At 53.4% G+C, this 26,741-nt stretch carries 27 protein-coding genes and 1 other RNA gene; 11 read left to right on the top strand and 17 right to left on the bottom strand.

What is annotated here, in order from left to right; genetic code table 11:
- Positions 1–21: 21 nt before the first annotated feature.
- The 4 genes from KI379_RS04835 to KI379_RS04820 form a co-directional block, all read right to left on the bottom strand.
- The gene (locus tag KI379_RS04835; RefSeq protein ID WP_116232469.1) at positions 22–783 is read right to left on the bottom strand and encodes a pseudouridine synthase; all 762 of its coding nucleotides are present in this window, start codon (positions 781–783) and stop codon (positions 22–24) included.
- Positions 780–2,342 carry an RsmB/NOP family class I SAM-dependent RNA methyltransferase gene (locus tag KI379_RS04830; protein ID WP_212982920.1) on the bottom strand — a complete coding sequence of 521 codons (1,563 nt, stop codon included), beginning with the start codon at positions 2,340–2,342 and terminating at the stop codon, positions 780–782. The genes KI379_RS04835 and KI379_RS04830 overlap by 4 nt, the downstream gene beginning before the upstream one ends.
- A 206-nt stretch (positions 2,343–2,548) precedes the next feature.
- Positions 2,549–3,397 (bottom strand): GTP pyrophosphokinase, encoded by an 849-nt coding sequence (locus KI379_RS04825; RefSeq protein ID WP_076170223.1) that lies wholly within the window; start codon positions 3,395–3,397, stop codon positions 2,549–2,551.
- A 24-nt stretch (positions 3,398–3,421) separates the two neighbouring features.
- Positions 3,422–4,516: a quinone-dependent dihydroorotate dehydrogenase gene (locus KI379_RS04820; RefSeq protein WP_212984608.1), complete on the bottom strand. Its 1,095-nt coding sequence runs from the start codon at positions 4,514–4,516 to the stop codon at positions 3,422–3,424.
- A gap of 188 nt (positions 4,517–4,704) precedes the next feature.
- On the opposite strand from KI379_RS04820, the gene KI379_RS34225 reads away from it, so the two are divergent.
- Positions 4,705–4,839, top strand: a complete 135-nt coding sequence (locus KI379_RS34225; protein WP_258167940.1) for a hypothetical protein — start codon at positions 4,705–4,707, stop codon at positions 4,837–4,839.
- Between the two features lie 65 nt (positions 4,840–4,904).
- Here the strand turns inward: KI379_RS34225 and KI379_RS04815 are convergent, their stop codons facing one another.
- From KI379_RS04815 to KI379_RS04805, 3 genes are all read right to left on the bottom strand, one after another.
- Positions 4,905–6,356: a L,D-transpeptidase gene (locus KI379_RS04815; protein ID WP_212982919.1), complete on the bottom strand. Its 1,452-nt coding sequence runs from the start codon at positions 6,354–6,356 to the stop codon at positions 4,905–4,907.
- Positions 6,357–6,479: 123 nt separating this feature from the next.
- Positions 6,480–6,722, bottom strand: a complete 243-nt coding sequence (locus tag KI379_RS04810) for a ferredoxin (protein ID WP_089546064.1) — start codon at positions 6,720–6,722, stop codon at positions 6,480–6,482.
- 165 nt (positions 6,723–6,887) lie between these two features.
- The gene (locus KI379_RS04805; RefSeq protein ID WP_244169261.1) at positions 6,888–8,210 is read right to left on the bottom strand and encodes a DNA polymerase IV; all 1,323 of its coding nucleotides are present in this window, start codon (positions 8,208–8,210) and stop codon (positions 6,888–6,890) included.
- Between the two features lie 155 nt (positions 8,211–8,365).
- On the opposite strand from KI379_RS04805, the gene cimA reads away from it, so the two are divergent.
- Positions 8,366–9,985, top strand: a complete 1,620-nt coding sequence (cimA, locus tag KI379_RS04800; protein WP_076170226.1) for a citramalate synthase — start codon at positions 8,366–8,368, stop codon at positions 9,983–9,985.
- Positions 9,986–10,114: 129 nt separating this feature from the next.
- Here the strand turns inward: cimA and KI379_RS04795 are convergent, their stop codons facing one another.
- A complete protein-coding gene (locus tag KI379_RS04795; RefSeq protein WP_076170227.1) occupies positions 10,115–10,666 on the bottom strand; it encodes a TlpA family protein disulfide reductase in 552 nt (183 codons plus the stop codon).
- A gap of 240 nt (positions 10,667–10,906) precedes the next feature.
- On the opposite strand from KI379_RS04795, the gene KI379_RS04790 reads away from it, so the two are divergent.
- Complete coding sequence (locus KI379_RS04790; protein ID WP_212982918.1) at positions 10,907–11,362, top strand: Mov34/MPN/PAD-1 family protein; 456 nt, start codon at positions 10,907–10,909, stop codon at positions 11,360–11,362.
- On the opposite strand, the gene KI379_RS04785 is transcribed toward KI379_RS04790, so the two are convergent.
- Genes KI379_RS04785 through KI379_RS04775 form a run of 3 tightly spaced genes read right to left on the bottom strand, consistent with a single transcriptional unit; the run spans position 11,348 to position 14,660 of the window.
- Complete coding sequence (locus tag KI379_RS04785) at positions 11,348–12,088, bottom strand: exonuclease domain-containing protein (protein ID WP_076170229.1); 741 nt, start codon at positions 12,086–12,088, stop codon at positions 11,348–11,350. The genes KI379_RS04790 and KI379_RS04785 overlap by 15 nt on opposite strands.
- Entirely contained in the window at positions 12,085–13,164 is a 1,080-nt protein-coding gene (locus KI379_RS04780) for a DUF294 nucleotidyltransferase-like domain-containing protein (RefSeq protein WP_105441570.1), read from the bottom strand. The genes KI379_RS04785 and KI379_RS04780 overlap by 4 nt, the downstream gene beginning before the upstream one ends.
- Before the next feature lie 50 nt (positions 13,165–13,214).
- Positions 13,215–14,660, bottom strand: coding sequence for an ammonium transporter (locus tag KI379_RS04775; protein ID WP_076170231.1), 1,446 nt, complete (start codon positions 14,658–14,660; stop codon positions 13,215–13,217).
- Between the two features lie 264 nt (positions 14,661–14,924).
- Between KI379_RS04775 and KI379_RS04770 the strand changes: the two genes are divergently transcribed.
- Together KI379_RS04770 and KI379_RS04765 are read left to right on the top strand one after the other, a co-directional pair.
- Positions 14,925–15,359 carry a MerR family transcriptional regulator gene (locus KI379_RS04770; RefSeq protein WP_076170232.1) on the top strand — a complete coding sequence of 145 codons (435 nt, stop codon included), beginning with the start codon at positions 14,925–14,927 and terminating at the stop codon, positions 15,357–15,359.
- A 31-nt stretch (positions 15,360–15,390) separates the two neighbouring features.
- Positions 15,391–16,077: a zinc metallopeptidase gene (locus KI379_RS04765; protein WP_076170233.1), complete on the top strand. Its 687-nt coding sequence runs from the start codon at positions 15,391–15,393 to the stop codon at positions 16,075–16,077.
- A 53-nt stretch (positions 16,078–16,130) separates the two neighbouring features.
- Here KI379_RS04765 and KI379_RS04760 read toward each other — a convergent pair whose 3' ends face one another.
- A complete protein-coding gene (locus tag KI379_RS04760) occupies positions 16,131–17,048 on the bottom strand; it encodes a LysR family transcriptional regulator (protein ID WP_076170234.1) in 918 nt (305 codons plus the stop codon).
- Between the two features lie 48 nt (positions 17,049–17,096).
- Positions 17,097–17,714: a rhomboid family intramembrane serine protease gene (locus KI379_RS04755; RefSeq protein WP_076170235.1), complete on the bottom strand. Its 618-nt coding sequence runs from the start codon at positions 17,712–17,714 to the stop codon at positions 17,097–17,099.
- 121 nt (positions 17,715–17,835) lie between these two features.
- Between KI379_RS04755 and tpx the strand changes: the two genes are divergently transcribed.
- Positions 17,836–18,354, top strand: a complete 519-nt coding sequence (gene tpx / locus KI379_RS04750; RefSeq protein WP_076170236.1) for a thiol peroxidase — start codon at positions 17,836–17,838, stop codon at positions 18,352–18,354.
- Between the two features lie 71 nt (positions 18,355–18,425).
- On the opposite strand, the gene KI379_RS04745 is transcribed toward tpx, so the two are convergent.
- The 3 genes from KI379_RS04745 to KI379_RS04735 all read right to left on the bottom strand — a co-directional run bounded on the left by KI379_RS04745 (position 18,426) and on the right by KI379_RS04735 (position 20,106).
- Positions 18,426–18,818 (bottom strand): DUF1499 domain-containing protein, encoded by a 393-nt coding sequence (locus tag KI379_RS04745; RefSeq protein WP_076170237.1) that lies wholly within the window; start codon positions 18,816–18,818, stop codon positions 18,426–18,428.
- Between the two features lie 187 nt (positions 18,819–19,005).
- A non-coding RNA gene (gene ssrS / locus KI379_RS04740) (6S RNA) lies at positions 19,006–19,197 on the bottom strand.
- A 75-nt stretch (positions 19,198–19,272) separates the two neighbouring features.
- Positions 19,273–20,106, bottom strand: coding sequence for a YesL family protein (locus tag KI379_RS04735; RefSeq protein ID WP_212982917.1), 834 nt, complete (start codon positions 20,104–20,106; stop codon positions 19,273–19,275).
- Between the two features lie 176 nt (positions 20,107–20,282).
- Between KI379_RS04735 and KI379_RS04730 the strand changes: the two genes are divergently transcribed.
- A complete protein-coding gene (locus KI379_RS04730; protein ID WP_208629305.1) occupies positions 20,283–20,402 on the top strand; it encodes a YjcZ family sporulation protein in 120 nt (39 codons plus the stop codon).
- Positions 20,403–20,461: 59 nt separating this feature from the next.
- Here KI379_RS04730 and KI379_RS04725 read toward each other — a convergent pair whose 3' ends face one another.
- A complete protein-coding gene (locus KI379_RS04725; RefSeq protein WP_089546056.1) occupies positions 20,462–22,027 on the bottom strand; it encodes a DEAD/DEAH box helicase in 1,566 nt (521 codons plus the stop codon).
- Positions 22,028–22,350: 323 nt separating this feature from the next.
- Here KI379_RS04725 and KI379_RS04720 point away from each other — a divergent pair, with 323 nt between their 5' ends.
- The 4 genes from KI379_RS04720 (at position 22,351) to KI379_RS04705 (ending at position 26,612) form a co-directional block, all read left to right on the top strand.
- Complete coding sequence (locus KI379_RS04720; RefSeq protein WP_373309526.1) at positions 22,351–23,175, top strand: YitT family protein; 825 nt, start codon at positions 22,351–22,353, stop codon at positions 23,173–23,175.
- 187 nt (positions 23,176–23,362) lie between these two features.
- A complete protein-coding gene (locus tag KI379_RS04715) occupies positions 23,363–23,557 on the top strand; it encodes a hypothetical protein (protein WP_076170738.1) in 195 nt (64 codons plus the stop codon).
- A gap of 347 nt (positions 23,558–23,904) precedes the next feature.
- Positions 23,905–25,077 (top strand): putative glycoside hydrolase, encoded by a 1,173-nt coding sequence (locus KI379_RS04710; protein ID WP_212982916.1) that lies wholly within the window; start codon positions 23,905–23,907, stop codon positions 25,075–25,077.
- 176 nt (positions 25,078–25,253) lie between these two features.
- Positions 25,254–26,612 carry an MATE family efflux transporter gene (locus KI379_RS04705; RefSeq protein WP_076170242.1) on the top strand — a complete coding sequence of 453 codons (1,359 nt, stop codon included), beginning with the start codon at positions 25,254–25,256 and terminating at the stop codon, positions 26,610–26,612.
- The last annotated feature ends 129 nt before the right edge of the window (positions 26,613–26,741 follow it).

Raw genomic sequence — 26,741 nt, 5'->3', positions numbered from 1 at the left:
GTCTATTGTAGTATGCCAATGTTATCGGGATGTTTCATCCTTCCCGAGCTGCAGCAGCTCATCCTCCGTCAGCTCACGGTAAGTCCCGATGCGCAGGCCTTCATCCAGCTTCAGTTCCCCCATTTGCACGCGCTTGAGGTAGGTAACCTTTTTTCCGACAGCCTGGAACATCCGCTTCACCTGGTGAAATTTCCCCTCATGGATCACAAGGGAGATGTGGGAGACGACTTCGTCCCCCTGCTGCTCTTTGCGCAAAATGGTGAGCTCGCCGGGCAGCGTAACATAACCGTCGTCCAGCGTGACCCCGGAGGCGAACTGCTGTACATCGGCTTCGGTCACGTCGCCGGATACGACGGCCTCGTATGTTTTGGGAACATGCCGCTTGGGCGACAGCAGCTCATGCGCCAGCTTGCCGTCGTTGGTGAGCAGCAGCAGGCCTTCCGTGTCCTTATCCAGCCGCCCGACCGGAAACGGCTCGAATGCCAAATGCTCCGGTTCCAGCAGATCCAGCACGGTCCGGTCCCGGGTATCCTCGGTCGCCGATACGACGCCTGGCGGCTTATGCAGCATGAGATAGATAAATTCCTTATACTGCACCTGTTCCCCGTCAATCCGGATGTCATCCTTATACGGGTCGACATGCATGCCGCTGTCCTTGGCCCGGACTCCGTTGACGGTAACCCCCGCCTGTTTGATTTTCTTCTTGATATCGCTCCGGGAGCCATATCCCATATGCGTTAACACCTTGTCCAACCGCAGTGTCGTTCTGCCCTGCTTGCTCATGCGGATGTCCACCTCCAGCCTGCCGGATATTCGTTCTTCAGCATGCCCTCCTGCCACTTGCCCCATCCGGCCGAATAGCCGTCGATGCAGACCAGGGCGTAGCCCTTGGGCGAAGCTTCGCCGCCGCATTCCACGCGGTCCCCGGGAATGCTCAGCGTTTCGCCCTTCAAATAACGCACGGCTTCGCCGCTCCCGGAGTCGAGCCGGATGACCCGGATGAACTCACCGGGATGCAGCGCCGTCGCCAGCGGATGGGCCGGAACGAAGCGGCCGTTCTTGGCATCGCCCATGTACCAGCCCGGGCGGACGACCTTCAGCCCGTCGAGAAGGCTTGGCGGCAGCGGCGATTGATAAATATGGGAGCCGTAGACGACCGTATGGCCCCCCGGCACGAAGCCAAGGAGATGTTCGCGGATGAAAGCTTCATACGCGGCCGTTGGTGCGGCTTCGCCCTGGTTCCCCGCACCTTTTTTCGGCGGTTTTCCTTTCACGGGCTTGGCGTTTCGCGTCGGCCGTTCCTTTCCCTTAGGCCGGTCGGCGGACTCCGCCGGAGCCGTGCTGCTCAGCAGCGCGGCTCTGGCCCGTTCCGCTTCGGCGGCAGACTCAGGGTCCGCCTCATGCTGCAGGACAGCCAGGAAATGCCCTTCGCCCTCAATCCGGTGCGGCCACAGCCGGGCTGTGCCCCGAACCTGCTCCCAAACCTGATCCGGAATATGCCCGAATCCGGAGCCTTGTTCCTTCAGCCAATCCGTTTCCCCTGCGGCAAAAGAAACGGTCCCTCCGACCGGAAGCACGCGGAATTCAGGATGACCTGCCACGAATTCCGCAATCATCCCCTCGTTTTCTTCCGGAGAAAACGTACAGGTCGAATACACGATCCGTCCACCGGGTCTGAGCATCGTGGCGGCTGCCCTAAGAATGCCACGCTGCATGTCCGCATACTTCAGCGGCGAATCCCCGTCCCATTCCTTGATCATCGCTTCGTCTTTGCGGAACATCCCCTCGCCCGAGCAAGGAGCATCGATCAGAATTTTATCGAAAAAGGCCGGGAACTTCTCCGCGATCCGGTCGGGATGCTCATTCAGCACGACCGCGTTGCGGACGCCGTACAGCTCGATATTTTTGGCCAGCGCCTTGGTCCGGTCGGCATTCAAATCATTGGAGACCAGCATGCCTGTCCCCCGCAGCTTAGCCGCAATTTGCGTCGATTTGCCTCCAGGGGCGGCGCACAGGTCCAGTACGGCCTCTCCCGGCGTTACGTCCAGCAGCTCCACCGGAGCCATTGCGCTTGGCTCCTGGATATAATAAAGGCCCGCATGGTAATACGGATGCCTGCCGGGCCGTTCACCCGCTTCGGTATAGAAGCCTGTCCCACACCAGGGAATCGGCCGCAAATCCCATGGGGCGATAGACAGCAGGTCTTCTGTGGAAATTTTCAGCGTATTGACCCGGATGCCGCTGCGCGGCACACGGTCATACGAATCCATAAAATCGGTATACTCCTCTTTCAGCAAGGAACGCATCCGTTCCTGAAAGGCAGCCGGCAGCTTAAGTGCCATGTGCTTCATCATCCTGTCTTTAATATAAAATCGTTGGCCGGACCCCATTGTATCAGCCCTCGACCATACAAACAACCCGCTGCGCATGATCGGCAGCGGGCTGAATCCGAATGTTATGCCTCATCGGAAGGATCGTTTTTCTTTAGATCATGGCTGTAAGATTTCAGGGATACTGAAACATCCCATGATCGCAAGAAAAATTTCCGCTAATCTCGGTCTGTCTCCTGTGAGAAGACGTCGATAGAATTTTTCTTATAGGCCGCCATCAGTTCCCGTACCTCGTCGAGGAGCTGTCTCATGCTCTCCATGTCATGGGGCTTGCCTGGCTCGGTCTGGGACCAGATTTGATTGAACCGTTCCTGGAACGCCATCGCCTCGTTCACTAGATGATAGAAGTAGAGCTGATGGATCATCGCCAGCACCGTAGAGGTCACGTTGGAATCGTCCTCAAACTGCTTCTGCGCCTCAAGGATATCCTCACGGATGCTCGACATTTCGTTATCCAGCACGGATGCCGCTTCGGCCGCGGTCTGCAGCCGCTTGCGGATGTTCTCCGGAAGGCTCTCCCGGTACTTATAGCTAAGCGAATGCTCGATCGTCGCCCAGAAATTCATCGCCAGCGTGCGGATCTGAATCTCCGCCAGCACCGGTTTTTGACCAAGCGCCGTCTGAACCGGGTACTCCACGATCATATGAAAACTGCGGTAGCCGCTTTCTTTATAATTCGTAATATAATCCTTTTCATACAGCACCGTCAGATCCTTCCGCTTGCGGATATATTCGGCCACGCGGCGGATATCCTCGACGAACTGGCACATGATCCGGATGCCGGCGATATCCTCGATCCCTTGCTCCAATTGGTCCATTGGAACGCTAAGCCGCTTCGCCTTGTCCAGAATGCTCGATATTTTCTTGACGCGTCCGGTCACGAACTCGATCGGGGCATATTCCTCTCTCTTCTTCAGTTCCGCACGCATCGTCTTGAATTTGACCTTCAGTTCCTCAACGGTTTGTTCATACGGTAGTAGAAACAATCCCCAATCTCTGCCGTCCATTCACATGCCTCCTGTCTGTCTCCCTCAGTGATGGTCTGCCCCCACAGCCTCGGAGATATGGGCAAAGCCGTCACGACGCAAAAGCTCTCTCAGCCCGGCGTTGATTTTCCGGTTGATTTCGGGTCCTTCATATATAAGGGCAGTATAAATTTCCACCAGGCTTGCACCTGCCCTGATCTTCTCATAAGCATCTTCAGCCGTAAAAATGCCGCCGGAACCGATAATCGGCAGCTTGCCGCCCGTCTGGCGGTATACCCGGGATACGACCTCCGTGGAACGGATACGCAGCGGTTTGCCGCTAAGTCCACCGGTTTCCTTGGCATTCGGATGGCTCAGCCCTTCCCGCCCGATCGTGGTGTTCGTGGCGATAATGCCGGAGATCCCGCTCGGAGCCAGCGCGTCGACCATTTCTTCCAGCTCGCCGTCGCTCACATCAGGCGCAATTTTCACCAGAATATGCTTGGACTCTCCGTGATTGGCGGCTTGTGCCCGCATCTCTTCCATAATATGCCGGACCAATGTCGAAAGTTCGCTGCCGTACTGCAGATTGCGCAAATCCGGCGTGTTCGGCGAACTGATGTTAACCACAAAAAAATCCCCGTACGGATACAGGGTACGCAGGCATTCCTGATAATCCTTATAGGCTTCCTCGTTCGGAGTTACTTTATTTTTGCCGATGTTCACGGCGACCGGGATTCTGCGGTCCTTGACAGCCGCCAGCCGCTTGGCCATGGCCTCCGCTCCCTCGTTGTTGAATCCCATCCGGTTCACAAGCGCCTCGTCGGGCGGAAGGCGAAACAGGCGGGGCTGCTCGTTGCCCGGCTGTCCCTTCGGCGTCACCGTGCCAACCTCCATAAAGCCAAAGCCGATGGAAGAAAAACCGTCGACCGCTGCCGCATTCTTGTCCAATCCTGCTGCAAGTCCAACCGGTGTCGGAAAATGTATGCCGAACAGATCCACTGCGAGGTCTGCCGTCTCGTTCACGCCGTACATGCTTCGCAGTAGGCCCGTTCCTCCCGGAAACGCGCCCGCGGAATGAAGTCCGCCGATGACCAAATGGTGAGCTTTCTCCGGATCCATTTTAAAAAATATCGGTTTTGCCAAATTTCGGTACAGCACCAGCCAATCTTCCTCTCCATGCACATTGTTGTCTCTATCCTTCAGTTTATCCTTAATCGGTATAAAAATAAAGTTTTTTGCCTGATCGAACCGGCTGGCTCCAAGCCCTTCCCCTGCTGGTATTTTACATTGAAAGCCATTACAATGAGGGTAAGATTGAATCTGATTAGGAAAGAAGGTAGAACGTCATGGCAACCAAGCGCAAACCGCCGACGCTTCAGCAGAAGAAGGACGAAGTCAACCGGAGGGCGTTGCTTTGGGTCGGGATCGGCCTGCTTTTGCTCATTCTGCTCATTTCGGTTCTGATTATTTTCAACGTGTAAATTTTTAAAATTCTATAATCTAACGCATTTTCGTTTGGGACAAGCCTTTCTGCCAGGGCTGCGGTTCACAGCCAGTGATACGTCTGATGGGGGTTCGTCTGATCCTGCTTCGGCTTCGTAAGGAATCTTTCCTTCGGCACGAGCGGCAGATCAGGCAGACCCCCCTTGCTGATGAGTACAGGGGTGCCTAACGGCACGAGATCAAAAAGCTCCTCAATGTCCGCCCTGCTCATGCGGATGCAGCCTTTGGATTCGTCCTTGCCCACGCTGTCCGGTTCGTCCGTGCCGTGAATCGCGTAATTCGTGTCCGACAGCTGCATGCCCCTGCTTCCAAATTCGCCGTCATCCCGGCCGTTCGGATTCATCACCTTGATCGAAATTTTGTATTTTCCCTCCGGCGTACGCTCTCCCCCCAGTCCAACCTGATAACTGCGAATGAGCTTATCCCCGCTGACTACGGCCAGACGGTGCGCCGCTTTATCGACGATAATTTCGAGCCGCTCCTGCAAAAAGGGCTCCTGCCCCCATGTTGAAGCAAACGGAGACGACGGCGTATTGGCACCGGATGCCGTTTCACCGCTCCCGCCTTCTTGTCCCTTAGAGGAACTTCCGCCGGATTGCATCCATTCGGCCATCGGGGCAAACGCCTCCTGCATGCGCGGCGTCCGACCCGAAACCCAATTTTCCGGAAACGGCCGCGTCAGATCGTTCACGGACTTCGGCAGGGCTCCGTTCTTGTCCCGGTAGGCAGCCATGGCGCTGTACAGCAAAGCCAGCTCCTCCTGCTCCAGGGTCCATTTCGCGGCAGCGGACTGCAATGCTTCCTGATCCTCAGGTTTGCATGCGCAGTCTTTGGCGTTATAGGACTGATAGGTCATCTTTCCTTTCCCGCCGGAAAGCATCGTATAAGAGACTGGCAGATCGCGCGACCACAGCAGCCATTTTCCCTGCCGTTTCATGGTCAGGACCGCCAAGCGGTTCCTGGATTTCTGCGCGATTGACATTTCATCCGCTAGCAGGTGCGCCTTGCCGTCCCCATCGTCCTCGCCCAGTGCGGTAAACACCGTACCGGATGCAGGCTGTCCGGCTTCTTCCGCAGCCCCCTCGCCTTTACCCGTACCCTTTTTCTCCGGCATATCACCTGCTGCTGCAGCCGCCTGCACTTCTTCCCCGGGGTTCGCCGATTCTTCGGCAAGGCTCTGCCGCTGCGGCGACTCCACCGAAGGAATCAGCACCAGAATGAGAATCATCAAGGCAACCGCCGCCCGGCGGATCCGCCGCCGCTTCCGCTCCGCATCCTCAGCCTGCTTCAGCAGCTTCTGTTCGTATTCCAGCCAAATATCCGAAGGCACCCGGCTCGTTTCAAAGGCTTCATAAATTCCGCCCGACTGGTTAAAGCAGTAGTTGGCTTTCCCCTGCTGCCCGCTTTTTTCATATTCCTTCCCCAGCAAATACCATCCCATTTTATTGTCCGGATGCATCTGAACGTATTTTTTGAGATAGAGCGAATTCTTCAACGGTAACCTCCATGCGCAAATGTTCTTTCTATTTATATCGGCACGCGGAAAACAAAAAAACATCCCCCTCGAGGCCTATTCGGCCGGGGGATGCTTTCAGACATAGGCGTATGCAGCGATGCTTCAGCCTTCTTTATGAAAAGGGCAGTCCGCGATCTTAATGGAATCGGTCGGGCAGCCGTCAACGGCATCCTGCAGGTCATCGTACATCTCTTCAGGAATTTCGGTGTTGCCTGTGTTGTCGTCGCCGCCGTACACGACTCCCGCCAGCCCCTCATCGTCGTAATCGTAAATATCCGGAGCGGTTGCGCCGCAGGCGCCGCACGCGATGCAGGTATCTTTCTCAACCCAAGTATATTTGGCCATGGCTCTCCTCTACCTTTCTATTTATCTATATAAATGATCTATCCAAAAAAACGAAATGTTCTCCACTATAGCAGCAAAACCATATTTCTATGGTAACGCAAATTTCACCGTCTCTTCAATGACAAAAATCACATATTTTCGTTTCGTGACTTTCGCCCTAGCCCCCTACGGAAGATCCTCGTCGCGCTTATCGGCAAAATCCATCTGCAGCGACGTTCCCCGCACCCGATGGTTGCGCAGCAGCGCCGACGGATCGTCGCCGAGCATCCCCGCGGTAACGACGGCGTTCTCCCCGAACTTGTTCCGCAGCTCGTCCATGATCTTCGTCAGGTTTTCCTTCTTCGGCTGCTTCTCATAGCTGAACAGATCAAGCTGGATCGCCGATTCCTCCTTCGGCACCAAATGCTGAAGCGTCACGCCGAGCAGCCTGACCGGCTTGTCCCAGCTCCAATGCTCCGCATACAGCTTGCGTGCCGCCTCGTAGATGTCCTCGGCATTTTCGGTCGGGGCAGGCAGCACGCGGGCACGCGTGATCGTCTTCATGTCCGGCGTCCGGATCGTGATCTGCACCCCGCCTGCAACCAGTTCCTTCCTTCTTAAGCGCCGGGCTACCTGATCGCTTAAATTGAGCAGCACCCGGTTGACATCTTCCTTGGCGCTGATGTCGTGAGGCAGCGTCGTGGTATGCCCGACCGATTTGCTCTGCTCCCGATCCTCCACCACCGGAGAATGGTCAATGCCGTTCGCCGCCTGCTTCATCCAGGCTCCCACGACCCCGAACACGCGGATCAGCGCTTCTTCGTCCGTACGCGCCAGCTGGCCGATCGTATGGATGCCGATTTTGCGCAGCTTCTCCGCCGTTTTGCCGCCGATCCCGAACAGCTCGCCGCAGGGCTTGTTCCACAGCACGTTCGGCACATCGCGGATGCGAAGGACCGAGATGCCGTTCGGCTTTTTCATATCGGAGCCCATCTTGGCCAGCAGCTTGTTCGGGGCGATCCCGATAGAGCACGGCAGCCCGAGCTCCTCATAGATCCGCCGCTGGATTTCCTCAGCGATGTGCTGGGGCGTCCCGAACTGCTTCGATCCGGTAATATCGAGATAGCATTCGTCAATCGAAGTCGCCTGCATCAGCGGCGTATAGGAATAGGCGATTCTCATAAACGCCTTGGAGTATTTGCGGTATAAATCAAAATCAGGCTTGATGACGATCAGCTCCGGGCACAGCTTCAGCGCCCGGGTGACCAGCATGCCTGTTGAAATGCCCCGTTTCCGCGCAGCATAGGAACAAGTAACGATAATTCCCTTACGCAGCTCCATGCTCCCTGCAACCGCGGTGGGCATGCCCCGGTATTTCTCCGGCTCCTCCGCCTCATGGACGGAGCAATAAAACGCGTTCATATCGACATGCAGAATGACCCTTCCATTCTGCGGATAATAGGCATCAACGCTTGGCTTGTCCATCTTTCTCACCCTTACCAAATTCATAAATCCAGCATACCCCTCGCCAGAAACGAGGTCAAGAACCCTGGGAACCTACTTGCACGAGGAATTCTTTGTTACATTCCCGCGTAAAAATGATATAATAATGAATTATACAAATGACGTAGTGATCATTCCAAGACTTCCAAAGGAGGACTCCCATGTCTAAGTCCATTTCCATCTTCGATACGACCCTGCGGGACGGCACCCAAGGCGAAGGTGTCAGCTTGTCCGCCGACGATAAACTGAAGATTGCCAAGAAGCTCGATGAGCTTGGCGTACAATATATTGAAGGTGGCATTCCGGGAAGCAACAGCAAGGACATCGAGTTTTTTAAAAGGGTTCAGCAGCTGGGCCTGAGCGCCAAAATCACCGCTTTCGGCAGCACGCGCCGTAAAGACAGCAAAGCTGAGCAGGACGGAAACTTAAAGCGCATTCTAGAATCCGGTGTACAGGCCGCCACGCTCGTCGGCAAATCCTGGGACTTCCATGTCCATACAGCGCTGCAGACCACGCTGGATGAGAACCTGGCCATGATTTACGACTCGATCGCCTTTTTGAAGCAGCAGGGGCTTGAAGTCATTTTTGACGCCGAGCACTTCTTCGACGGCTATAAGAACAATGCGGATTATGCCGTGTCCGTGCTGAAGAAAGCCAAGGAAGCTGGCGCCGATTGGCTGGTGATGTGCGACACGAACGGCGGAACCCTCCCGCACGAAATCCACGGGATCGTCACCAGCCTGACATCGCTTATCCCTCAGGCCCAATTCGGCATCCATACGCATAATGACTGCGAGCTCGCCGTGGCCAACACGCTCAGCGCGGTGGAAGCCGGCGCCCGCCAGGTTCAGGGAACGATCAACGGCTACGGCGAACGCTGCGGCAACGCGAATCTCTGCTCTATCATTCCGAACCTGGAGCTCAAGCTCGGTTACGAGTGCATCGGGGAAGATCGCCTGAAGCAGCTGACCAACACCGCCCGCTTCGTCAGCGAAATCGCCAACGTCAACATGCCGGTGAACCAGCCGTATGTCGGTAACGCGGCATTCGCCCACAAAGGCGGAATCCACGTCTCCGCCATTCTTCGCGACTCGCGCACGTACGAGCATATCGTGCCCGAGCTCGTCGGCAACAAGCAGCGAGTGCTGGTGTCGGAGCTGGCCGGCCAGAGCAATATCGTGTCCAAGGCGCAGGATATGGGCCTGGACTTCGACTCCACGAGCGAGCATTCGCGCAAAGTGATCGAGAAGATCAAGGATCTCGAGCACCAGGGCTATCAGTTCGAAGCGGCAGACGCGTCCCTGGAGCTGCTCCTGCGCGAAGCCGGCGGCGAAATGAAGGAGCTGTTCACCTTTGAATCCTTCAAAATGCTGGTAGAGAAAACCGCCGGCAGAGCCGTCGTTTCCGAGGCGTTCGTCAAGCTGAACGTCGCCGGCAACAACGTCTATACTGCGGCTGAGGGCAACGGTCCGGTCAATGCGCTTGACAATGCGCTGCGGAAGGCGCTTGTGCAGTACTTCCCGGCAATCAAGGAAATGCACCTGTCCGACTATAAGGTCCGCGTGCTCGATGAGAAGGATGCGACCGCGGCCAAGGTTCGCGTATTGATCGAATCCCGCAACATCAACCAGTCCTGGAACACCGTCGGCGTGTCCGAGAACGTCATCGAGGCGAGCTGGGAGGCGCTGGTCGACAGTATGCGCTACGCCCTGCTGGGACAGATTCTTCAGACATCGGAACCTGAAGCGGCTTCACCGTCGCAAGGGCTGGTCAATCACTAAACCATTCATATCAGCTTAACTGAAGCAGACCGTCCGGGAGCTATCCTGGACGGTCTTTTATGTTCTACAACAAATTCACAAAAAAAAGAAGACCTCCGTTCACGCGGCGGGTCTTCCATTCAACCTAAACTAAGACTCGATTAGATGCTTGATCTTCTTCTCCAGATCCTTGGACGGCAGAATGCCCAGGATCACATCCTGCACGACGCCGTTTTTGTCGATCAGCACGTTCGTCGGGAACACGGCTCCTTTGTACTGGTCGTAAATCGTTCCTTTCAGGTCCAGCATGACCGGAAAATTCACGTCGTATTTCTCGACAAAGCTTTTGGCGTTTTTCTTGTTGTCGTATTTGGTGACATTGATGCCGTAAATATTCAGGTCATCCTTGTATTTCTCCGCCAAGGCATGCAGCTCGGGCGCTTCCTGCTGGCACGGATCGCACCAGGAAGCCCAAAAATTCACCAGAATAGCCTTGTCCTGCGCCCCGCCGACACGGTATTCCTTCCCGTCGAGTCCCGTGGCCGTGAAGGCCGGTGCCAGATATCCCGCTTGCGGCTTCGTTTCGGTCGGCATCGGCTTCTCTTGCTGAAAGGCAGCCTGGATTTTGTCGCCTGCACTTTGGTAAACTACAACACCCGCCAGCACCAAAAAGGCCAGCAGAATATACAAATTACGTTTCATTGATGTCGTCCCTTTTTTTCATAAAGTGGTATCCCTTATATTTTACCCTCTTTTCACGGGAACTTACAAATGAACTGCAAAATTTTTCCCAACGACCTATTTGGCTGGCTCACAATACGGTCTGCCGAGCAAGTACCTTGCGGTTGTACGGTCATCCCGCTACACTTGACATGATATGAACGCACAAAAAAAAAGAGCCCCTGCCAAATGCAGAGGCCAAAGTGAGAGGGGAGAATACGGTTGACAGAGCTTCACGTACACGACGAAGAAATATGGCTGGATGCTGCTTGCGCCCACGGATTGGCGGAGCAGCTATTTCTTCATCGGCCTTATGAAGCCTGCGGTGTACTGCGGGGTAATGCTGCAGCGGGCGGCATGCGAATCGAGACGTTGATCCCGATCCGCAACGTAGCGCCTGACCCGCTGCACCGCTTCGCCCTGGATCCCGAGGCGTGGGTCCAGCAGTGTCTGAACCCTTCGGGACTGCTCGGAATCTTTCACACGCATCCACACACCGTTCCCGCTCCGTCCGAGGAGGATTTGCGTCAGCTCCCGCTTTTCGGAGATTTGCTCCGTATCTACTTGATCAGCTCCCCCGACCAATCGGGATCTTCCATCCTGACCCAGGCTTACTTCATTGAACGATCAGCGGCGGGCGATTTTCATCTCCGCCCGGCCCGGTTACGCATGGCTTAGATAGGCGTACAGGTCGCCCAGCGTCTCCACCTGTCTCCTGCGCGATATGTCCCGCAGGTACATAACCCACAGCTTTGCGGTCATCTTGGCATCCTCCAAAGCGTGATGCCTTCCCTCGATCGGAATATTTTTCGCCATCAGCAGGTCGTCCAGCGCAAAGCTCGCGCGCTGCGGCTCCAGCCAGCGGGCAATCATCATCGTGTCGATCACCCGGTGGCTGAGGTTCACCTTCGAGGTTTTCCACAGTGCCGCATTCAAAAAGGATTTGTCATGGGCGCTCGCATGGGCGACCAGCACCCTTCCCCCAACGAAATTCATGAATCCGTGCAGACCGTCCATCAGCGGCGGCGCTTCGTTGATCATCGCCTGCGTAATCCCCGTCAATCCGGTAATGTGGGACGGCACCGGGCGTTTGCATTGAACGAGGCTGTAGAACGACTCATCCTCTTTGATTTCGCCGCCTTTGACCCGGAGCGCCCCGATCGACAAAATTTCATCGCCCTGCTGAACGTTAAATCCCGTCGTCTCCAGATCAAACACGACGGTTTCCAGCTCGCTGAGCGGAGTATGCAGAACCTCCGGCCGCCGTTGTTCTCTCATCAGCGAGCGGATAAACGCCATCTGCTGTGCGGAGGATCCTCCCATCACTGAAGCAATCGCAGAAGGCATGCCTCCCTGCCGAAGCAGGCTCCAGAACCCGCTGTTCCCCCGCTCCGGCGTCTTCATGGTCTTCTCCTCTCCGCGAAACGGAGCTGACGCTGCAGCGCCCGGTGTGTCCGCCTGACGACGGTCAGGCTTTCGCGAAGCTCATACATCAGCGGCCTTTTCTTGAGCTCCTTCTGCGGAATGTATCCGCTGCTCATGAAGATGCCCCTTTCTTCGCGGTGGGGGGCGGTCGACCTCAGCATCAAGGCGGTAAGAAAGGCGCGCTGCACGTTCTCCAGCAGCATGTTGCCCCCGTCCAGCACCATCAGCCTCTCCAGCCTTTTCAGCGTGGATGATTCCTTAACTCCCTGCTGGAGGGCCATATATCGGACGCTGTTGACGATCGGGATGTACACCCCGTATTTCACGTCAAAATCTCCGGCATGTTCCCCAAACCGTTCGGTAACGACCTGGCCGAGCAGATTTAGCGTTGCTTTATGTCTGACCGTATTCCGCAGAATCGCGATCGCCAGTTCCGGCGTCTCATCGAGACATTTTCCGAAAAAAGCCTTCCACGACTCAGAAAGTGTGCGATCACCAGAAATATAGCGCATATCTGTAGCGATAATCAGGTAGCGAACCGGTTCCCAGCTGAAGTCATTGCGCCAGCGGGAGAGCTGCGTTTTCCAACCCTCCAGCGTTTTGCGCCACAGCGGCTCGGAACACATGACTTTCCCCTTGCATTTTTCATAGCCCAAATATTCAAACAGGTCCGACAGCCGTTGACCGAAGATTTGAAAGTAAGCTTCCTTATATGCATCCGGCTCGTCGCTGATAATAAGGCCGTTATCCTGATCGCTCCACAGCGTCGACTCCCTACGGCCCGCACTGCCGAATACGACGAAGGCGTAGGAGACGGGAGGCAGGCCGTAACCGGCCTCCTCCAGTTCCCGCTCGCAGATGTCGACGGCTCTGGCCGCGATCAAATCATGCATTTCATTGACGAGTGCAGACCAGGCCCCGATCGGCATGTCAGCGAACATTTCCTGAAGCTGTTCCTGGCAGTCCAGCCGCCGACTCCGAAGCTCTTCACGCGAGTTCGCATAAGCGATCGTACCGAGGTCCAGATCACATGATTCCGACTTCAGCGGTTCCATACGGTTCACCCCCTCCATGGTGAATTATATTCATTCATATTTCTTTAGACTTAGGTAAAGGACTCGTTGGTTCCCGCAGATGGCTTAGGAGCCGATGCGGAAGACGCCGATGGTCTGATCTCGGAATCAACGAGCAGTCTCATTTGCTCCGGATAGCCGTAAGTGCCGTGTTCGCTGATGTCCAGACCCATCATTTCTTCTTCTTCGGTAACGCGAATTCCCATCGTTGCTTTCATAATAGCGATGACGATGAAGGAGATCACGAGAACGAATACGAACGCCCCGAGGACACCCAGCACTTGAACGCCCAGCTGCGAGAATCCACCGCCATAGAACAGTCCGGGTTTTCCGACGCCAGTAATCTCAACAAGCTTCGGCGTTGCAAACAACCCTGTGGAAACGGCACCCCAAATCCCGGCAATACCGTGTACGGAAAAAGCGTAAATCGGATCGTCAAGGCCCGCTCTCTCAAACCATTGAGCCGTGAAGAAGGTAATGATACCGGCAACCGCACCGATCACGATCGCTGCCCACGCATCCACGAATGCACAAGAACCGGTGATAGCAACGAGAGCGGCCAAAACGCCGTTCAGCATGCTAGGGATATCGGCTTTGCCGAATATTGCCCAGGAAATCAGCAGGGCGGCAACAGCACCGGCAGCTACAGCCAGGTTGGTGGTTAAGGCCACATATCCGAAAAATCCGTCCATCAGCGGTGTCAGCGCACTGCCAGGGTTAAAACCGAACCAGCCGATCCACAGAATAAACACGCCAAGTACCGATAATACCTGATTGTGACCCGGAATGCTGTTAGGCTTGCCGTCCTTGTTGTATTTGCCAAGGCGCGGCTTCAGCATGTAAGTGATGACCAGGGCTGCGGTCGCACCTGTCAGATGCACGACGGTCGATCCGGCGTAGTCCTGCATACCCAATTGGCCCAACCAGCCTCCGCCCCATACCCAGTGGGCAACAACCGGGTAAATCACGATCATAAAAATGGTTCCAAATACGATATATACGCTTAATTTAGCGCGTTCCGCCATACCGCCGCAGGCAATGGCCAGCGATACGGCCGCAAAGGACAGCTGGAACAAAAACTTGACCGTCAGCGACGCATCCGATGCGGATAAGGAATCAAAGGACGCTGCCATGGAATCGCCGGTCAGGAAAAATCCCGTCGTTCCGAATAAACTGTTCCCATTGCCGAACCCAAGGCCAAAACCGACTGCCCAGAAAACGACGATGGCAATTCCGAGTGTCAGTACGGTCTTCCCTGCGATATGACCCGCGTTCTTCATCCGTACCGTACCGGCTTCCAAAAGCGCGAAACCCGCCTGCATAAAAAACACGAGCATAGCAGCCATAAATACGAAGAAGGTGTTCAACCCAGCCTGTAGTTGAACGTTGGTCGCCCCGTCATCGGCTGCAAAAACCGTTACGGGAAACGTCAACAATGTAAGCATTAATAACATGATTCCTAACCATTTTCTTTTCATGTACCCCATTCCCCCAATGTCAATATTTCTAACACAATGTGAAATTCTTAATGACATTATAAGCCGATAGTCCTGAAATTGACAAGATATTTTTTGAAAATACTGAAAAAATGTTTCTGATGTAATATTAACTTACAATGTCAGCTTTACAGGAAAAGCATGACGTTTGACTGTACGGTTCGGATTCATGTATCATAATTTAAGTAATATAATATGGAAACGAGCATTCGTTTAATTTCCTGCGAGGTGATATAGGATGGGGATATGATACTGTATCGGATCGGTGAATTAGCTAAGGCTGGTGGTGTCAGCGAGCGTACAATTGATTATTACACCAAGCTGGGATTGATTTTTCCAGAGAAGCGCACGCTTAAGAATTACCGTTTGTACAGCCATGAAACCTTGGTCCGGCTTAAACGTATTAATGAATTGAAACAAGAGAAATATAGTTTGGATGAGATTAAAGAGATGCTTGAGAAGTGGGATTCGGTTCCGGAAGAGAAGCAGGTGTCCGACAAGCTGTCTCACCTCGAGCTTCATATGCAGCAGCTGCAGCGCGAAGTGAAGGAACTCGAACCGCTGATTAAGCAAATGAAGCCAAGCCATGCGCGGCTGGTGCTGCTGAATCTCCTCCCGCAAGGTGCGGCGTGCATCGAGGCCATTCGCCTCTTCCTTGAACAGCACGGCCCAACCCTCTAGTTTCCCGCAAAATAAAGCAGGAGGTATGGAAATGTATTTCGACGGAATGTATATACTTATCATTATTGCATTTCTGTTTTCGCTCTGGGCACAGTTTCGAGTTCAGGGTACCTTCAAGAAGTGGTCCACGGTTCAGGCGAACAGCGGCATGACCGGATATGACGCGGCCCGGCACATGCTGGATACCCACGGGCTGCATGACGTGCCGATCGAACCGGTACGCGGAGCCCTCTCCGACCACTACGACCCGATTAACCGCGTCGTCCGCCTGTCGGAACCGGTATATTACGAGAGCTCCATCTCGGCGATTTCCGTTGCTTGTCACGAGATCGGCCACGCCATTCAGCATAAGGAGCACTATCCGATGCTGGTACTGCGCCACCGGATTTTCCCGATCGTCAACTTTGCATCTGGACTTGCTCCGATCCTTCTGATTGCCGGTTTCCTTTTCCAATGGCTTGGACTGATCGGACTCGGCATTATCTTCTTCTCCGTTGCGGTTGCTTTCCAGCTGATCACGCTGCCAGTCGAATTTAACGCAAGTAACCGGGCCCGCGAGATTATGGTTTCGGAAGGATACATCACGAACGAAGAAGAACGGGGCGTGGCCAAGGTGCTGAACTCCGCAGCCCTGACCTATGTTGCAGCGGCGCTGGTTTCCCTGCTCGAACTGCTCCGGTACATTTTGATCTTTACGAACAGCAACAACCGTGACTAATACAAACAAGTATGTAAATATCCGGCTTCAAATATAAAAATACCCCGTGTCGTTTAACCGACCGGGGTATTTTTATTGTTCTGGTGTAAGCCGAAATATTTAAGCAGAAAGGTGCGGAAAGACTGGGCCACCAGAGGAAGCTTATCGTCCGAACGATGAATCAGCCCGATCGTGCGGGTGACTTTCGGCTCCGAAATTTTAACGCGTGCCGGCTGCAGCGGATTGGTCTGGAACAAGGCCAGCTCCGGCAGGATGCTGACACCCATGCCAGCGGCCACCAGTCCGCGGATCGTGTCGGTCTCCTCACCTTCGAAGGCGATCTTCGGCGTAAAGCCCGCCTCGAGGCAAGCATGCCAGACAATCGGCCGCAAAGAATAGCCTTTACTGAAGAGAACGAATTTCTCATCCTTCAGCTCGACGAGCTTGATGCTCTCCTTCTCGGCCAACGGATGGTTCGGCGGCAGAATCGCATACAGCTCTTCGGTCAGGATCACTTCACCTTCCACATGTTCATGCTTTTCCGGGAAAGGAGAAATGAAGGCCAAATCGACTTCCGCCGAGATTACATCACGGATCAAGGACGGGAACATCCCCTGCTTGAAACGGAATTTCACGTTCGGATACCGGCGTTTAAATTCGGCCACCACGGAAGGGATCAAATGAATCCCCAGGCTGTGCGGAAATCCGATACGAATTTCTCCCTGCTCCGGATCCAGAAATTCATGAACCTCCATGACCGCCTTATCCAAATCCTTCAGGATACCCTCCACCCGTTTGCAGAACAACTGCCCTACGGGGGTTAACTGCAGGTTTCTTCCTTTCTGCATGAATAAGTGGACTCCGAGTTCCTCCTCCAGCTGATGTATCTGCCGGCTCACCGCTGACTGGGCGACATGCAGCTCCTCTGCAGCCTGCGTGACATGCTCCTTCTGTGCTACCTTCAAAAAGTATTGCAACTGTCTTAATTCCACTACTTTCGCTCCATTCTGCTTATACGATACCTGTTCATCCGAGCTTGGCTAGCGGCGCCTTCTCAGCACCCTCGCCATCAGTCCATAAATAAAGAAACCGCCGATCAATCCGCCCATATGGGCCACCCAGTTGATGTTGGATTGTGAAACCCAGGTTACGACGACACCCACGATCAATATGCCGTACACGGTTTTCCGGGAGGCGTCGTCCATCCACTGCCGCTGAAGCAAAGCGATATACAGATAGGCGCCGTAAATGCCGTAAATCGCTCCTGAAGCGCCTATGGAGATCAGAATCTCTCCGGTACGGTTGTAATGAGCCACTGTCATCAAATTGCCCAGAATACCGCTTAACAAGTACAGCAGCCCGTATCGCCAAGAACCAAGCAGTCTCTCCAGAGGCGGGGCAAATACGAGCAGCGCGAAGCTGTTAAACAGCAAATGGGAAAAACCCGCATGCAAAAACATGGAGCTGACATATCTCCACCACTCATTATATTGATCGATGTTCGTCAGTGCTCCAAACCGGATCAGCGTTTCATTGTTGGTGGAGCCCCCGTTAAAGGCCATAATGAGAAACATCACCAGGTTGATGACAAAGAGCAGCGTCGTGATCGGGTAGTACTTCAAATAACTTTTCAGATTCTCATAACGTACAAATAACATGTTATCCTTCCTTCTATAACCGAGTAAACCGCCGACGAAATTGGACAATGCCTTTTTAAAAAGATTATAATGGACTTTGTCACGAATCACCAATTTTTGATAACCAGGAAGGAGATTTCATATGGCACAAGAACGTACCAATGCAGCTACATTCAAAGGCAATCCGATTACCCTCATTGGCCCGGAACTTCATGTGGGCGACGCCGCTCCGGATTTCAAGGTCAGCAAAAATTTGCTTGAAGAGGCTACTCTTAAGGATTATGCCGGTAAAATCAAATTAATTAGTGTCGTTCCTTCTCTTGATACGGGAGTATGTGACGCCCAAACGCGCCGTTTCAACGAAGAAGCCGCCGGCCTTGGCGACGACGTGATCGTGCTGACCATCAGCGCCGACCTTCCATTCGCCCAGGAACGCTGGTGTGCCGCTGCCGGAATCGACCGTGTCGTGACCCTTTCCGACCACAAGGAGATGTCGTTCGGCGACGCGTACGGTGTTCATATTAAGGAATTCCGTCTGGACATGCGCTCCATTTTCGTCGTGGACAAAAACGACAAGATTACATATGTCGAGTACCTGAAGGAAATGGCCGAGCATCCGAACTACGAAAATGCCGTAGCAGCCGTTAAAGAACTGCTGTAATTAAGCTTAAGCCGCCATGTTCCCATAAAAAGCGGGAGAAAGAGCTGATCTTTCTCCCGCTTTTTCCTTACTCATTGTGTTATTTTGTATTTAGCCAGTTTCTTATCCAATATGCCGAACAAGTTTAAAATAATCCGGTAATTATACCCCAGATCCCCCAGCGAGCCCCGGGAGGCGGAATACATATCAACAGCGGTGCGGACTGGACCAACCGATAGCACCGAAATGGTAATATCCACGGTACGGCCAAGCGAGGTTCTCTTCTCCAGCGTGATTTCCCCGACGGAAGACACCTCGTGCAGCACTTTGTAGCCAGGAATTTTTTTAAGTGTCGAGGAGATTTCCTCCCATGCCTTGTCTTTCGATAAATTGTAATAGCGCGTTTTCATTTTAGGATCCTTCGCGCGGTCGCTTGTTCCTTCTTGACTGCGAATGACCCCCACTAGAACTCTCTTTAGCGACAAGACCTTTCCTCCTTTATAGTAAACATCATCAATACTTAACAGTTTATCATTGTTACGGTCAGAACAAAAGAGTAAGTACGGATTGATGCCGGAGATTCAACAAAAAAACACCCCAATCCGGAAATAGAACCGGCTGGGATGTTCTCTATTCTGCACCATCATGGTCGCAATGGGTTCATCGACAAAATAAAAACCCGCCTATGCCGTCCGGTTAAATTGTCTTCTGAACCTGCTCTAGCAGGTGGGTGATCGCATAAGCGGTTTTGAAGTCCCCATGTCATATAGACAGGGCGTTTCAGCTGCGCTTCATATAGATCTCCCTCAGACATTATCATTGGTTCAAAACAACGATTAACCGTGGCGAACATCGCAGGATGTAGTCTTATTATAGACTGAAATCGTCAGCATGTAAACGAAATGGTAAAAATTTAGAAGAAAATTATCGCTTGCTGGCTTAGTTTCTTTTACCCGGCTCATCGCCATTTGAAACGCTTTCTTCGTACCATTCCTCTCTCTTGTCCGGATCGCCCTGCAAACTTACGGAATCATCTGCGTCAGCGGCTTCCTGCTGCGCCTCTTCTTCCTTCTGTTTGAGCCGCTCCGCTTGCTCCTGCATCTTCATGTAGGTGCCGTAGAAGTTGAAAAACGCCCACAATGCGATGACGCTACCGCCAAAGAAGAAGATCAGCGCAGGATACTTAGACCCGATAAACAGGACGACCGCACTCCCGAGCACGGTAGCAAGCACCCGGAAAGGGCGGATGATCGTAATCAGAATCGCGTTCTTCAAAATCTGTCCGATGGACATATGGTAATGAACGATCATCGAGAAAAAGTTGAACATCGACAGGAACAGAACGATCAGCAGGATCAGCATCACAATCCCGATCAGCTGCATATTGCGGAACTGGGTCATATAGACCGTATAATCCACCATCATAATAACCAGCAGCAGCACGTAGAAAATGCCGCCGACCATGCTTTGTTTGTAGTTTTCCTTGTACGCTCTGAAATAGGTGCTGAAAATTTTAATATCGGTATCGCCCATCACCCATTTACGTACCACTGCAAACAGCGCCGCCGTTGCAGGGAACAATGTAAACGGTGCCACGATTCCCATAGCCCAGTTCATCTGCAGCGACTCGTTAGCCCCCGTTACCAACAGCTTCGTTACGAGAAAAAAGAAGAACGGGATCGAACACAGCATCCACAAGATATTGCTGTAAGCTATCCGGGTAATCCACTCTGTAATTTTGTAAATTCCACCCATTGCACCTTTGAATTCCAAGTAAAAGTCTCCTCCTCCACTAACATGCCTGTACCTTAATAATACCGCATTAGGGACATACATTGCCAGAGCCTAATTTCCGGCATCTGGGTGTTGGTCTATACATGCGGGCGAAAACCGTCATAAGATACACCGTAATCCAAAAGAGTTCAACTTTTTGAAGGAGGTTATGTTCAATGTCTCACGCTGTAGGCGGAGTTGGTTATGGTTACGGTCATGGCCTTTGGGGTTCCACAGGCGCCATTCTGGTGCTGTTCATCCTGCTCGTTATCATCACTCGCGCATTCATCTGGTAATTTGATGATATGAAAAAAGAGGCGAAGTGCACGCGGCACTTCGCCTCTTTGTTATGTTCTTACTTCTCGTAAGAATCTTCGCGTTTCGTAGTACGGCGTCCCTCGCTGCTGCTGGTCCGCGGTTTACGGTCGCCGCGGTACGAATCCCCGCGTCCGCTGTAGCTCTTGCTGTAACCTCCGCGTCCGTCGCCGCGGTCACGGTTATACCCTCCGCCGCTGCGGCTGCCACTGCTGCCGCCGCGATAGCCGCCGGACGGTTTGCGTCCGCTGCGCAGGTCTGGCTTGCCGCTGTGACGGCGCTTGACGCGGATCGGGTCTTCCGGCGTCAGCTGGATATCCGAATCCTTCTTCTCGCCTGTCAGCATCTTCAATGCCGCAGACAGCAGCTGCACGGAGTCGTACTGCTCCAGCAGTTGGATGGCTAGTCCTTTGTATTCGTTCAATTCGCCCTTCTCCACGGTTTCAAGCAATCTTTCTGCTGTCACGCGCTGTTTGCCTTCGATGGCTTCGGCCAGCGTAGGGAGCGGCTTGCGCGGAATACGGTGGCGGGTTACGCGTTCGATCAGGTGCAGATGGTCCATTTCGCGCGGAGTAACGAAGGTCCACGCGGTTCCTTCTTTCCCGGCACGGCCGGTACGTCCGATCCGGTGCACGTAGCTTTCCGGATCCTGAGGAAGGTCAAAGTTCACGACATGGGTAACGCCGGATACGTCCAGGCCGCGGGCCGCAACGTCCGTAGCTACCAGCACGTCGATGCTTCCGTCACGGAATTTGCGCATCACGGTGTCGCGCTGGTTCTGGGACAGGTCGCCGTGCAGGCCGTCCGCGGAATATCCGCGCTTCTGCAGGGCTTCGGCCAGCTCGTCGACACGGCGCTTCGTACGTCCGAAAACGATGGCAAGCTCCGGAGATTCCATATCGATCAAGCGGCTGAGCGCTTCAAACTTCTGGCGTTCCGGCACTTCGATATAAGCCTGGTCGATCAGAGGTGCGCTGACTTGTTTCGGAATAACGGAAACATGCTCCGGATTTTTCAAAAATTGCTGAGCCAGCTTCTGAATGTTCGGCGGCATCGTCGCGGAGAACAGCATCGTTTGGCGTTCTTCCGGCACCAGCTTCAGGATCGTTTGGATGTCTTCCATGAAGCCCATATCCAGCATTTCGTCGGCTTCGTCCAAAATGACGGTTTCGACGTCGTCCAGGCGGATCGTTTTGCGGTTAATGTGGTCAAGCAAACGGCCTGGCGTACCGATAATAATTTGAGGCTTCTTCTTTAGCGCCCGGATCTGGCGTCCGATGTCTTGACCGCCGTAAATCGGCAGCGAGCCAATTCCTTTGAAACGGGTCAATTTTCCGATTTCCTCTGCGACCTGAATCGCAAGCTCACGGGTAGGTGTCATAATGAGGGCGACGATTTTATCCGTATCTTTGGAAATTTTATTAATCAGCGGAATACCAAAGGCAGCGGTTTTGCCTGTACCCGTCTGTGCTTGGCCAATCATGTCCCGTCCGCTCATTGCGATCGGAATGGATTGTGCCTGAATCGGTGTCGCTTCCTCAAATCCAAGCTCCGTAATGGCCTGCAATACCTTTGGTTCGAGGCCTAATTCTGCGAAATTTTTCAAATTTTTCATACTCCTTCTATAAAGTGGACATACCACAATCTTGTCTGTATTCTTAAGTAGCGGTAAACATTATATAGGGTAGCCAAACTTCGATCAAATTTTTCATGGCTTCGATTCTCTATAGCGTTTATCCGGGCAAACAAAACAGCCTACAGAATTTAGTAAACGGTAATTATTCTCCTGAAACAATGCAAAATAATACTATTGTACAACCGTACTCAAGAACATCTAATACATTATATCACAAACCAAATTACAAACACCAGTCAAGCTGAAACAACTTTCACTCGTCTTGCAGAAAATTACATAATGAGGTGATGAGCTTGGAGCTCAAAAATATTTGGAAGTATGTGGTTGTAGTCCTTGGTGCGGCTTTTATTGCCTGCGGGTTCAATTTATTCCTCGTACCGCTTCATTTGCTGAGCGGGGGCGTGTCGGGCCTATCCATGCTCGTGAATTATTTTACACCGATCAGTCTCAGCGTTCTTTATTTCGTGTTTAACATACCGATGCTTGTCGCCGGCTGGTTCCAGCTCGGCAAACGTTTCATAATTCTGAGTATTCTTTCGGTCGTCGCCACGACGTGGCTGATCGCGGTAGTCCCCGAAACGTCCCTCGTGTCCGATACGCTGCTGGCTGCGGTATTCGGCGGCGTCCTCGTCGGGATCGGGGCAGGCATCTCTTTCCGGGCCGGCGGCTCCTCCGGCGGGTTCGATATTATCGGGTCCATCGTTACGCGTTACCGCGACTTCCCGATCGGAAACATACTGGTGGCCATGAATGGAGTCGTCATCCTCGCAGCCGGTTACTTACAGGACAATTGGAACCTGGCGCTCGCCTCCATCGTTTCCATTTTCGTCACCGGCAAGGTCGTGGACATGATCCACGTCAGCCATTTCAAGGTCACTGTGTACATCATCACGAACGAGACGGATGCCCTTCTTCAACAGCTGCTGGAACGTCCGCGCGGCGTAACCAAGATCAAGACGCAGGGCGCTTTTTCCAATGTGGAAAAGGATATGCTGATGACCGTTACCACACGGTACGAATTGGCCGAGCTGAAGCGCATCATCAAGCAGACCGACCCGAAGGCGTTCGTCAACATTGTCGAGACCGTCGGGGTCATGGGTTCCTTCCGCAGAAGCTGATTTTTGTATGCGCTGTGTAAAAAAAACACCAAATGTGGTATATTAATAGTGCGCGCTTCCTACAATAGTTCCATGAGATTAGGATAGACCCGAATTTCCCAAAGCACCAAAACGCTTTTCCGATTCGCCTTGCGTTGGATCATCTGACTGTGAAGATTCGAAGGAGGAAAGGGTGATTTTTGTGGAAATGGAAATGGAAACGGTAAAGTTGTCCCAAATCGTCATGAAATGGTTCCCGGATATGATGCCATTCTTGAAGCAAAATGAACTGAATTCCCTCATTGTGCTGCGGGACGGACTTAGCATTCTGGAACAAGAAGATGCCATGGAGATCATCCAGTACAGCATCTGTGAACATCAGAGCTCCGCGCTGCTTCACTGATTTATAGCAAGTAGCAAGTGATTGAATAACATGCCATTCGCGAATGGCCGCTTTCGGCGGCAGCGCGGGTGGCATTTTTATTTGTCCTGAAGCGGCCACCGGGCAAGGGAACTGCAATTTTGTCAAAATGTTGGAAGTCGCTTTTCCTGCAAGTATTTAAGCATCACGGTGGCAACCCTACGGAAGAGGGAGACCGTTTGATTCCTAGCTGATCCGTTTAAGAAAAGGAAAGGCGCCCCAGATTCCAGCCGCGCAGCCTTCGCCAAATGATTACAAAGCTGTTGCACCAAACAGGAGGTCGTTCCGATATAATTGACATGTAAAGCCATTCAAGGGGAGAGAGTATTATGAATATTATTTGGGCGCTGCTGCTGTTGCTCGGCAGCAGTGCCGGTCATCCGCAGCAGGACAGCCATCATCCGTTAAGCCAATTGTTTCAGGCAACCGTTCATTCCGCAATGATCGCATCCCAACAAGACGTTCCGGTCAGCGCAGACCACCCGCCCGTCAAGGTAGATCCGCAGGTCACCGCCCCCAAAGTCAAAGGGATTTACGTTACCGCATACAGCGCCGGCGGTTCACGCATGAATCAGCTGCTGGATCTCATCGACAAAACCGATTTGAACGCCATGGTGGTCGACATCAAAGACGATGCAGGATACATAACCTATAAGACGGACAATGCCACGTTGAAGCAGATGGGCAAACCGGAGCCGTTCATTCCCGACATCAACCAGCTGATGCAGCGCCTGAACAAGCATAAGGTGTACCCTATTGCCCGGGTGGTCGTATTCAAAGATACGGTCCTTGCCAAGAAGCGGCCGGATCTATCGTTTAAAAATCCGGACGGAACCCTCTGGGAGAACGGCAAAGGCGACAGCTTCGTCAACCCGTACAGCAAGGAAGTATGGGATTACAACATCGCGATTGCCAAGGAAGCGGCCAAGCTTGGCTTTAAAGAAATTCAGTTCGATTATGTACGGTTCCCGGAAGGATTCGAGAAGCGGGCCGATACGCTGAAATACGTTAAGAACGATAAATCCCGCGTGGATACGGTCGCAGAGTTCGTCCAGTATGCCCGCAAGCAGCTGGCCCCTCTCGGCATTCGCGTGTCGGTGGACATCTTCGGTTATGCGGCGTCCGTTCCGGCAGCCGAAGGGATCGGTCAGGATTTCGGCAAAATCTCCGAAAACGTGGACGTCATCAGTCCGATGGTGTATCCGAGCCATTACACGACAGGCTGGTTCGGCGCCCAGGATCCGGACAAGGAGCCTTACAAGACGATCAAGGGCTCTATGGCCGATACGCACAAAAAGCTGGATCCGCTCAAAGACCGCAAGCCGATCATCCGCCCGTGGATTCAGGATTTTACCGCAAGCTGGCTCGGCAGCGGCCATTATGAGAAGTACGGCAAGCAACAGGTACAGGATCAGATTCGCGCCTTGAAAGACGCCGGCGTGGACGAATACTTGCTGTGGAACGCTTCGAACCGGTATTCCCAAGGCGTGGCCTACAAATAAGAGGTACCGTCTAGATCAAACGGCATGATTATAAACGCACTTCTTTATCCCGGCGGCTTTCGCCGGGTTTTATTTATTTGAACAGAGCCCTGTTCAAACCGGTGTGCCATGGTTTACAATAATAGTCTTGTCACCTTTATGTCAGAATTCAAGATATCTGTGAGGCTCATTTTATTATGAAAACAACCATGTCGCTCAAGCAAAAAACGATGCAGTTTCTCGTCATCCTGCTGCCGATTCTGGTCACGCAAATCGCGCTTTCTGCGATCACGTTTTTCGATACCAACATGTCCGGCCGGGCCAGCTCGACCGATCTTGCCGGTGTAGCGATCGGCACAAGTCTGTGGATCCCGCTCCAGACCGGTCTGAGCGGTATCCTGATGGGCATGACCCCGATCGTGTCGCATCTGGTCGGCGGCGGCAGCCGCAATAAAGTAGCGTATCACGTCGTGCAGGGCCTGTATCTCGCCATATTGCTGGCCCTTGTGATCCTTGGAATCGGCTCGCTGCTGCTTCCTGTTATTTTGGACGGGATGAACCTGGAAGGGAATGTCCGGGACATCGCTTTCCGCTTTTTGAGCTACCTGTCCATCGGCATCGTTCCGATGTTCGGTTATACCGTGCTGCGAAGCTATATCGATGCCCTGGGCCAGACCCGGATTTCGATGCTGATCACGCTGATCTCGCTGCCGATTAACGTCGGCTGCAATTACCTGCTGATCTTCGGCAACTGGGGCTTTCCCCGCTTGGGAGGCGCAGGGGCGGGAATCTCATCCGCCATCACTTATTGGTGCGTATTCCTGATCGCGATCCTGTTCATCCACCGGCTTCATCCGTTCACGGATTACGGCATTTTCCGGAAGTTGTACGGTGTATCGCTTTCCGTGTGGAAGGAGCTGCTGAAGATCGGGGTGCCGATCGGCTTCTCCATCTTTTTTGAAACCGGGGTATTCTCCGGCGTCACCCTGCTGATGAGCCGTTTCGACACGGTGACGATCGCAGCCCATCAGGCGGCGATGAATTTTGCGTCCACGCTCTATATGATTCCGCTCAGCATCAGCATGGCGCTCACCATTCTGGTCGGCTACGAAAACGGGGCGGGCCGGCTGCGGGACGCCAGACAATACAGCAGGCTCGGCATTTCCACCGCGGTGGGCCTTTCGCTGATTACCGCCGTCGTCCTGCTCGTAGCCGGACGTTATGTCGCCGGATTTTATTCAGAGGAAAGCCATGTGATTGAACTGATTCAGCATTTTCTGATCTATGCGATTTTCTTCCAAATCTCCGATGCGGTAGCCACCCCCGTTCAGGGCGTACTGCGCGGATATAAAGACGTCAATCCGGCATTCATCATTACGTTTATTTCGTATTGGGTCATCGGCCTGCCCGTGGGCTACCTTCTGGCCGAGTTCACCCCGCTTCAGGCCTATGGCTATTGGGTCGGCCTGATTACGGGACTCGCGGTCGGCGCGGCCCTTCTGCTCGGACGGCTCGTTAAGATCCAGCGGCGGTTCGCTGCCCCAAGCCGAGCGTAGCCGCCCGGGTTCCCCCGAGCGGTTACTGTAACTTGGCTGCGCAAGCGAAACCGGCATACCGCTCCTCCACTTTCGGCTCACAACAAAAAGGCGCTGCAGGGTTAAAACCCGCAGCGCCTTGTCTGTGTT

The sequence above is a fragment of the Paenibacillus cineris genome, from assembly GCF_018333335.1.
Classification (GTDB): Bacteria; Bacillota; Bacilli; order Paenibacillales; family Paenibacillaceae; genus Paenibacillus_AQ; species Paenibacillus_AQ favisporus.
The sequence above is the reverse complement of the archived record's forward strand: the minus strand, read 5'-3'. Positions and strand labels throughout refer to the sequence as shown.

What these genes read in the sequence shown, in the direction of transcription:
- KI379_RS04795 (WP_076170227.1), bottom strand. Translation starts at nt 10,666, where the DNA reads ATGAAACGTAATTTGTATATTCTGCTGGCCTTTTTGGTGCTGGCGGGT.
- KI379_RS34225 (WP_258167940.1), top strand. Translation starts at nt 4,705, where the DNA reads ATGGCAACCAAGCGCAAACCGCCGACGCTTCAGCAGAAGAAGGACGAA.
- KI379_RS04765 (WP_076170233.1), top strand. Translation starts at nt 15,391, where the DNA reads ATGTATTTCGACGGAATGTATATACTTATCATTATTGCATTTCTGTTT.
- KI379_RS04775 (WP_076170231.1), bottom strand. Translation starts at nt 14,660, where the DNA reads ATGAAAAGAAAATGGTTAGGAATCATGTTATTAATGCTTACATTGTTG.
- cimA (WP_076170226.1), top strand. Translation starts at nt 8,366, where the DNA reads ATGTCTAAGTCCATTTCCATCTTCGATACGACCCTGCGGGACGGCACC.
- KI379_RS04810 (WP_089546064.1), bottom strand. Translation starts at nt 6,722, where the DNA reads ATGGCCAAATATACTTGGGTTGAGAAAGATACCTGCATCGCGTGCGGC.
- KI379_RS04715 (WP_076170738.1), top strand. Translation starts at nt 23,363, where the DNA reads ATGGAAATGGAAACGGTAAAGTTGTCCCAAATCGTCATGAAATGGTTC.
- tpx (WP_076170236.1), top strand. Translation starts at nt 17,836, where the DNA reads ATGGCACAAGAACGTACCAATGCAGCTACATTCAAAGGCAATCCGATT.
- KI379_RS04805 (WP_244169261.1), bottom strand. Translation starts at nt 8,210, where the DNA reads ATGAATTTGGTAAGGGTGAGAAAGATGGACAAGCCAAGCGTTGATGCC.
- KI379_RS04825 (WP_076170223.1), bottom strand. Translation starts at nt 3,397, where the DNA reads ATGGACGGCAGAGATTGGGGATTGTTTCTACTACCGTATGAACAAACC.
- KI379_RS04755 (WP_076170235.1), bottom strand. Translation starts at nt 17,714, where the DNA reads ATGTTATTTGTACGTTATGAGAATCTGAAAAGTTATTTGAAGTACTAC.
- KI379_RS04705 (WP_076170242.1), top strand. Translation starts at nt 25,254, where the DNA reads ATGAAAACAACCATGTCGCTCAAGCAAAAAACGATGCAGTTTCTCGTC.
- KI379_RS04785 (WP_076170229.1), bottom strand. Translation starts at nt 12,088, where the DNA reads ATGAAGACGCCGGAGCGGGGGAACAGCGGGTTCTGGAGCCTGCTTCGG.
- KI379_RS04835 (WP_116232469.1), bottom strand. Translation starts at nt 783, where the DNA reads ATGAGCAAGCAGGGCAGAACGACACTGCGGTTGGACAAGGTGTTAACG.
- KI379_RS04770 (WP_076170232.1), top strand. Translation starts at nt 14,925, where the DNA reads ATGATACTGTATCGGATCGGTGAATTAGCTAAGGCTGGTGGTGTCAGC.
- KI379_RS04830 (WP_212982920.1), bottom strand. Translation starts at nt 2,342, where the DNA reads ATGGCACTTAAGCTGCCGGCTGCCTTTCAGGAACGGATGCGTTCCTTG.
- KI379_RS04780 (WP_105441570.1), bottom strand. Translation starts at nt 13,164, where the DNA reads ATGGAACCGCTGAAGTCGGAATCATGTGATCTGGACCTCGGTACGATC.
- KI379_RS04710 (WP_212982916.1), top strand. Translation starts at nt 23,905, where the DNA reads ATGAATATTATTTGGGCGCTGCTGCTGTTGCTCGGCAGCAGTGCCGGT.
- KI379_RS04730 (WP_208629305.1), top strand. Translation starts at nt 20,283, where the DNA reads ATGTCTCACGCTGTAGGCGGAGTTGGTTATGGTTACGGTCATGGCCTT.